This window comes from Flavobacterium sp. EDS (assembly GCF_020991525.1).
Taxonomy (GTDB): Bacteria; Bacteroidota; Bacteroidia; order Flavobacteriales; family Flavobacteriaceae; genus Flavobacterium.
Genome location: NZ_JAJMOZ010000009.1, coordinates 169,899 through 178,031 on the forward strand (window position 1 = coordinate 169,899; position 8,133 = coordinate 178,031).

Genomic DNA, 8,133 nt, shown 5'->3' on the forward strand with positions numbered 1-8,133 from the left:
ACATATTTATGAGTGATTTTACCCCCGAATTCAAACATATTTATTCTTTAACCCCTGAATGGCAACAAAAGTTTGTCGATGAGTTTGGTGGTATAATTGTAGATAATTATATGAGTTTCCCTTCTGAAGCAGCTAGTGGCTCTAGTTATTTTTTAGAAATTCTTCCAGATATGTCCGTTGATCTTATTGATTTGGTTTTAAATAGGCCGATTCACTTTACAAGAATGCCCACTGATGAAGATTTTTGGATTGTATATTATGATTTAAGCGAAAGCTACAGTAAGCATGTTGTAGATGATGTAAATCATAGAATAGGCTATAAGTCAAAGTTGAATTTTGCAATTGTAGATAATAATATTTCAAGTAGCTATACGCCAAATGTGGGTGAGCGATTTTATTCTTTAAGATTGTTTATTCGAAAATCGTATATGAAAACATTTTTTAATGATATCGAATTAGAGAAATATTTTAAAGATGTTTTTGATGATAAAAAGAAGAAGATGTTCTTTTATGGTCATATTGATAGCCGAAGCAAAGTAGTATTACATACTTTAAAACAACAGAGTATGGGTAATCCTAGTTTTGAATTTTTATTAAAAGGATCTGTTTTTACTTTATTAGGATATTTAATAGAAAGGTTAAAAGTAAAAATGCCTAATATAGCAACTTACTTTGAAAAAGATTTTGATGCAGTTATGCTCAGTCAACAATATTTATTGTCGAATCTTATAGCACCTTTTCCTGGTATAGAATTTTTAGCCAATATTGCTCATATGTCTTCTACAAAGTATAGGAGTTTGTATAATACTATATTTGGAATGAGTCCTGCATTGTTTTTTAAAAACGAGAAATTACTATTAGCAAAAGAATTATTAGAGAGTGGTGATTTTAAGTTAATTAGTGATGTGGCTTATGAGTTAGGATATAACAAGACTACCTATTTCTCTTCTATTTTTAGAAATCACTTCGGAGTTTTACCCCATACTTTACTTCGTTAATTTGAGTTTATAAACTTAATTTATTAAAAATTTTGTTTCCCGATTATTTTAAATAATCGGGATTTTTTTTTGCTTATAGAAATTTAAAAAGTACTAATGTTGTTTTATGACATGTAACTTTTCATGTTGATTTTATGACTCTCTGTGGTAGTTTAAAAAGCGATACCCGATATACTTTTGTGATATGTCTTTAATAATATTTGATTAAAATTAATTCCAAAGTATTGATTTAGTAGTGAATACATATTATGTAAGATTATTATTAATTAATTGAATATTTATTGTAGTACTAGTAGTATTTGTTTAACAGTAATACGAGCAATTTACTATGAATGAACATTTAACAGATAAAGATAACCTAAGAAATTAGGAATGCGAATATGATTTACCCGACAAGGTGCATGAAGATTTTAGTGTTTATGATAAGCTGGTTATAAATAAGCCAGCAATAAAAAATAAGAGTTACATACTTGAATTCCCAAATCTGCTTAAAGTATGTCGAAGATAAAAAAATCCTTACAAACTGGTTATACAAAAGTGAGTATAACAACAACCAATTTATTACTTAGTAATTAGGTTCACTTGTTTTATAATCAGTTAGTTGTGTTTTTGGAAGAATTTATCAAATCAAGGATTACAAAATTATAAGTTAAACTTTTAGTATGAAAACAATTACTCATAATAATAATGCAGAACACAACTGGATTGATGTATTAGCGAAAGCCATGGGAGGCTCAATAGAAGGGAATTTTATTAAAGGTGATAATGAAACTTACACAGGAACTCATTTATTTTTATCAATAGAAGAAGGAATTACTGCTTTGTTGGTTGATACAACATATAAAGAAGAAGTATTATTAAAATATCACAATGAAAACACCAATTTTATAGGACTGTATTTTTATCTAACTAATTCAGATGTTGAATTTATTTTAGGAGATCAATCAACTTTAATAGGGAAATTAAATTTTAATTTATCTGTTGTAGACTGTACTATAGACATGGATTATATAGTTAGAAACGGCACTCGAGTATTTGTTATTTGCATACTGTTTGATAAAGATGCATTAAAAAAATATTTTTCTAAAATAACTAAGTTAGCTCCAATAGCAAACATTGTGCTTGATGCTGAAAAAAACACAATTATTCGTTTGGATCGAATGTGTCTCGATAGTTTAATTTTAATAAATGATTTTAGAAAAATAACATATGATAATCCTTTATATGAAACCTATTTTAAAGGACTTATATATGGATTAATTGGAAATTATCTGAAGCAATTAGGAAGAAAGAAAATTATAATTGATAAAATAATTAATGAAGATGTAAAGAGGATTATTACCTCAAAGGCAATGATGCAAAAAAACATTGAAGGCCCTTTTCCTGGTGTGGTTTTTTTGGCAGAACAAGTCTCAATGTCACCTTCTAAATACAAAAAACTATTTGCTAAAATATCAGGAGTTAACCCAGGAACTTATTTTTATAATAATAAATTATATCGTGCTAAAGAGCTTTTGGAAACAGGAAAGTTTACAGTAAATGAAGTGGCTCATAAACTAAACTATGCTAATGTTTCTTATTTAGCAAAACGTTTTAATGAGATGTATGGCGTTTTTCCAAAAGAATATCAAAATTTATTTTAAAAAGAATATATGGATGTAACAATACCCGAGTTTAAACATACTACATCTTTAACATCAGAGTGGCAACAAGATTTTGCTGATGGATTGGGATGTACAAGAGTTAATAATAATTTAATGTATTTTCCAGAAAGCGAGGCCAGTGGTTCCAGTTATTTCATGGAGATTTGTTCTGATGTGTCAATACTTATTGTAGATGTAGTATTACACAAACCGATACGTTTAACGCGAATGCCATCTGAGGAAGATTTTTGGATAGTCTATTACGATATGAGCGATAGTTTTAGCAAACATTTTGTAGATAATGTTAAACATAATATAGGGTATAAATCGAAACTTGGCTTTGCTATTATAGATAGCCATCTTAAAAGTACCTATGTTTCTCAGGTAGGAGAAAGATCATTCTCTTTGAGATTATATATTCGTAAATCATTTATAAAAAAATACTTTAAAGATGCATTTTTAGATAAAAATTTCAAAAGAATCTTTGAAGATAAAAAAAGAAAAATGTTTTATTACGGACATATAGATAGCAGAAGTAAAATTCTGCTACATAATTTGAAACAGCTTAATATGAATGTTATGAATTATGAGTTTTTAATAAAAAGTGCGACTTATAAGCTCTTTGGTTATTTTGTTGAAAGACTTAATTCTAATATGCCAAGAGTTGGGTTGTTTTTAGAAAAAGATTTAACAGCTATTATGAAAACACAGAAATATTTATTATCAAATCTATTGGTGCCTTTTCCAGGGATTATAGTACTTGCTGAAATAGCTAATATGTCGATTTCAAAATATAGAAGTTTATATGCTAATGTATTCGGAATGAGTCCAGCAACTTTTTTTAAAAACGAAAAATTGATATTAGCAAAGGAGTTATTAGAAAGTGAAAAATTTCAATTAATTAGTGATATTGCCTATGAATTAGGATATCATAAGACTTCTTATTTTTCACTTGTATTTAAACAGTATCATGGATATTTACCCAATGTAGTATTTAGAGCAAAATAAATATAGTTTTCATTATGTTTTAATAGGTTCTTAATAAGTTGTTTTTTGTTTTACGGTTTGCCCGATTATGTAATGTAGTCGGGTTTTTTTGTTTTTAATTAGGAGTACATAGAAATATAAAGAATGAGGTTATTAAATTGATAAATGGCAACTTTTAGGAAAAAATAAAAGTTCATTTCATATGTAAACCAATTGATATATAGTAATTTATATACTATACCTTTTCATGATGATTTTATGAATTTATGTGGTAGTACCAAAAAAGGATGATACTATAATTTTGCCCATATTTTTAATAAATAGTATGAAAATGAAAAGATTAAATTTATTTATAGTAGTTATATTGTGTTGTTACTCTAGTGTGATGTTAGGACAGCAAGATGCTCAGTACACACAGTATATGTATAACACGATTAATATAAATCCTGCTTATGCAGGTTCACGTGGTACACTTAGTGTTTTTGGATTACATAGAACACAATGGGTAGGATTGGATGGTGCACCAGTAACCAACACTTTTTCAGTAAATACTCCTATTAATTCAAATATGGGATTAGGAGTTTCTGTAATTAATGACCGCATAGGACCTTCAACTGATAACAATCTTTCGGTAGATTTTTCATACTCAATTGATACTTCACCGTTTTATAAATTGTCCTTTGGGTTAAAAGGAACAGCCAATTTGTTAAATGTTGATTTTAATAAATTAAATATTCAAGATCCTTCAGATCCAAGATTTCAATATAATATTGACAATAAATTTTCCCCAAATATTGGAGCAGGAGTATATTTTCATTCTGATAAATCTTATATCGGATTTTCAGTTCCAAATATGTTAGAAAAAAAATATTTTAATACATCAGCAAATGACGAGTCAGAAAGTTATGTTGTAAAACAACGTATGCACTATTATTTGATGGCAGGTTACGTTTTTGATTTAGATTATAATTTAAAATTCAAACCTTCATTATTGACAAAAGTCGTTCAGGGTGCTCCATTACAAACGGATATTTCTGCAAATTTCTTATTCAATGATAAATTTACTGCAGGAGTTGCATATCGTTTGAGTTCTTCGGTTAGTGGTCTCGTTGGATTCCAGGTTTCAGATTCTTGGTTTATAGGATATTCTTATGATGCCGAAACAACGAAACTGGCAAACTATAATTCAGGATCTCATGAGATCTTTTTAAGATTTGAACTATTAAGTAGATCTAAATCTAGAATGATGTCACCAAGATTTTTCTAAATAAAACTAATTAAATTAATTATGGGAATAAAAATACGCAAAGTACTTGTTTTAGTTTTTTGTTTTAGTAGTGCTATCAGTTTTTCTCAAAAGCTGAACCAAAAGCTAGAAAAAAAATTGGCAATAGCTAATGAAAAATACGATGAATTTGCTTTTGTAAAAGCAGGAAGACTTTATGAGCAATTGATTGAAAGTGGATATAAATCTAAAGAAATATATGCTCGCTTAGGAGATACCTATTTCTTTAATTCTGATTATTCTAATGCCTTAAAATGGTATTCTAAAATGATGGAATGGAGTATTTATACCTCACCAGAGTATTATCACAGATATACTGTAAGTTTTAGAGCGAATGATAATAGCCAAGGATTATCAGTAATGAAAGCTAATTATGATAAGGCTTCAAAAACAGCTGATGAAAAAAAATGGGATAAAATAGAATATTTAAAGGCTATTGAGCTACAATCAGATAGATATGCTGTGTTGGAAGAGGCAGGGATAAATTCGATATATTCAGATTTTGGAATAGCATTAGTACCGAATGAAGAAGCAATTAAACAAGTTCTTGAAATTGCTAAATTCGAAAAGGAAGAAAAGGCAAGAATTATAAGAGAGAATGCTCAAAAAAGAAGAAAAGAGGATAATAACGGAGTAGTTGAGAGATCGATAGGTTCAAACAAGAGCAAAGTTGAAAATGAAAAAAAAATTGATTCTATAAAATCTTTAGGCAGTACAATCGGTAATAATAAAATTAATCTTTTTGAGAAACTTCCAAAGTACAAAGAAGTACTATTCGCTAGTGCAAAAGATTCTGGAACTTTCATTAAACGAAAACATAATTGGAACGAAAAGCCATATCTTAAATTATATTCGGCACAAATTGGTGAGGACGGAAAATTACAAAATGAGAAAAAATTACTTGGTGAGATCAATTCAAAATTCCATCAGAGCACACCAATAATAACAAATGATGGTTTAACAATGTATTTTACTAGATTGGTTCCTTATGATAAAATAAAGAACAAAACGGCAGTTGCAGGACTGAAGCTTTTTCAGGCGCAAAAAGAGAATAATAAATGGGTTAAGATAAAAGAACTTCCTTACCCAATAAACATGGAGGGAACTTCATCGGGACATCCAGCATTAAGTCCAGATAATAGCGAATTATATTTTGTGTCGAACAGAAACAAAAATAGGTACGATACCGATCTATATGTGGTAAGTAGAAAAGAAGGAGGTGGATTTTCTAATAAAGTTGAATCTTTAGGTGGCGAAATTAATACATATGGACGTGAAACATTTCCTTTTGTAGATAATAGTGGCATATTGTATTTCTCTTCAGATGGACATCCTGGTTTAGGTGGATTAGATGTTTTTGCCGCTGTAAAAAATAATGAAGGGAAATATACAGTCGTAAATGTGGGAAAACCTATAAACTCATCAAGTGATGATTTTGCTTATGTGATAGATAGAGATTCTAAAAAGGGATTTTTTTCATCTAATAGAATAGGGGGGAAAGGAGATGATGATGTATATCAATTTTTAGAATTGAAACCTGTCGTTTTTCCTTTTAAAGTTAATCCTGTTTATTCAGGAACAGTAAAAGATAGTATAACGGGGAAGCCATTGCGTGATGTTGAAATAACTATTTATAATAATTTAAATGAGAAAGTTGAAACAGTGACTACAGATGGATTGGGTAAATATTCATTGGATTTATTGCCATTAAAAGATTATAATTTCGAATTTAAAAAAGAAGGGTTTGGAGTAGAGCGAATAGCTGTTGCAGGACATAAAATTTCAGAAAATATAGAAATACCAATTGCTTTGTTTAATGAATTCTCGGTTATGGTTGATGATAAGGTCGTTACTCTGAAAGAAGGGGATGATCTTACAAATAAATTGAAATTAAGTCCGATTTACTTTGATTATGGAGGTTATGCAATTCGTAAATCATCAAAACTAGAATTGGATAAAATAATTGATATACTTAAGAGTCGTCCTAATATTTCGATACAGGTAAAATCGCATACAGATAGCAGAGGTAAAGATGATTACAATTTGCGACTTTCCAAAAACAGAGCTAAAACTACCATGGATTATATTATTCTAGAGGGAGGAATTTCTAAAGATAGAGTTTGGGGTGATGGTTACGGAGAATCACAGCTCATTAATAACTGTAGTAATGGTGTAAAATGTTCAGAGGCAGAACACGAATTAAACAGACGTTCGGAATTTATTATTGTAATAAAATAACAAAAGAGAACGTATCAATTTATAGTTAGGTTGTTTAGTAAAAAAGGGTTTGACTTTTATTAAAAGTCAAACCCTTTTTTTTATGTAAAATTATTTGATTATTAATCCTATTTAAGGTGTTTTTTATGATGTAATTAATTGGTTTATAGTTTGTTGTTCTGTTTTTAGGCATTTGTAACTTTTTATGCTGATTTTAAAAGTTTATGTGGCAGTTCCAAAAAAGACCTAGACTATAATTTTGCTAATATTCTAAACAGAGATTGTAAGCTGATAAATATTTGAATGTTAATGAACATGCAAGCTTACAAATTAAGTTTAGGATAGAATAACAAATTATAATTTATAAATGAATAACTCATAATTATTAAATCTTATGAAGAATAAATTACTCCCATTAATTTTTGTTCTAGCTAGTTACTCTGCTTACTCCCAGGTAGGTATAGGTACACCAATGCCCAATGCTTCATCTCAATTAGAAGTTGTAGCTAATGACAAAGGTATGTTGATTCCAAGAATTAAATTAACGAGCACAACAGATAAAAGTACTATTACAAACGGTAATATAAATAGTTTGTTGATTTTTAATACTATGGCTGTTGCAGATGTTAAACCAGGATACTACTATTGGTATGATAGTAAATGGAATAGAATTGTTGTATCGGGTGAAATTAATACTAATACAGGAAATGTTATTTATAATCCAACTAATCAACAATTTACTTACGTTGATGGTACTGGAGTTACTCAAATTATAACTCTTGACGGATTAAAAGGCGAAAAAGGAGATTCATTTAAATATTCAGATTTTACTCAAACAGAACTTGATGGCTTAAAAGGAGCAGATGGAAAATCATTCACATTCTCTGATTTCACCCAAGAACAATTGGACGGCTTAAAAGGAGCAGATGGAAAATCATTCACATTCTCTGATTTCACCCAAGAACAATTGGACGGATTAAAAGGAGCAGATGGAAAATCATTT

General features: G+C 29.0%; 5 protein-coding genes and 1 pseudogene. All 6 read left to right on the plus strand.

Annotation, left to right across the window (positions count from 1 at the left end):
• Nucleotides 1-8: 8 nt before the first annotated feature.
• Nucleotides 9-998 carry an AraC family transcriptional regulator gene (locus tag LPB87_RS14310; RefSeq protein WP_230728340.1) on the plus strand — a complete coding sequence of 330 codons (990 nt, stop codon included), beginning with the start codon at nucleotides 9-11 and terminating at the stop codon, nucleotides 996-998.
• Between the two features lie 662 nt (nucleotides 999-1,660).
• Complete coding sequence (locus tag LPB87_RS14315; protein ID WP_230728341.1) at nucleotides 1,661-2,641, plus strand: helix-turn-helix transcriptional regulator; 981 nt, start codon at nucleotides 1,661-1,663, stop codon at nucleotides 2,639-2,641.
• A 9-nt stretch (nucleotides 2,642-2,650) separates the two neighbouring features.
• Entirely contained in the window at nucleotides 2,651-3,649 is a 999-nt protein-coding gene (locus LPB87_RS14320; RefSeq protein ID WP_129538654.1) for an AraC family transcriptional regulator, read from the plus strand.
• A 310-nt stretch (nucleotides 3,650-3,959) separates the two neighbouring features.
• Complete coding sequence (locus LPB87_RS14325) at nucleotides 3,960-4,895, plus strand: type IX secretion system membrane protein PorP/SprF (RefSeq protein WP_230728342.1); 936 nt, start codon at nucleotides 3,960-3,962, stop codon at nucleotides 4,893-4,895.
• Nucleotides 4,896-4,916: 21 nt separating this feature from the next.
• Nucleotides 4,917-7,151 (plus strand): OmpA family protein, encoded by a 2,235-nt coding sequence (locus tag LPB87_RS14330; RefSeq protein ID WP_230728343.1) that lies wholly within the window; start codon nucleotides 4,917-4,919, stop codon nucleotides 7,149-7,151.
• 373 nt (nucleotides 7,152-7,524) lie between these two features.
• Nucleotides 7,525-8,133, plus strand: a pseudogene (locus tag LPB87_RS14335) (hypothetical protein); the annotation flags it as partial.